Genomic DNA, 347 nt, shown 5'->3' with positions numbered 1-347 from the left:
GTAATGAAAGGATACATCAACAAATCAAGGAGGAGCTTACACATGGATTTACGTGAATACTTAACAAATGGCATTCCGCGTCAAACACAGGGTCAGCAGCCAGGCAGTGAAAGAGAAATGAATCCTGCGCCGATCTTTGAGGATGAATCGTATCAAGGGTCTGGCAAGCTAAAAGGGAAAGTTGCGCTGATTACAGGCGGCGATAGTGGAATTGGACGTGCCGTTTCTGTTGCATATGCCAAAGAAGGAGCACATGTCGCCATTGTGTACTTAAATGAACATGAGGATGCAGAGGATACGAAAAAGCGTGTAGAGCAGGAAGGCGTCAAATGCTTGACGATTGCAGG

General features: G+C 46.1%; 1 protein-coding gene. It reads left to right on the top strand.

Annotated features, from left to right (window positions below; translation table 11 throughout):
• Positions 1 to 42: 42 nt before the first annotated feature.
• Positions 43 to 347: SDR family NAD(P)-dependent oxidoreductase (locus SB775_RS28080; protein ID WP_410864437.1), on the top strand; the 305-nt coding region annotated here is incomplete at its 3' end.

It is taken from the genome of Peribacillus sp. SIMBA_075 (genome assembly GCF_046534585.1).
This window is presented reverse-complemented; position numbering and strand designations above follow the sequence as displayed.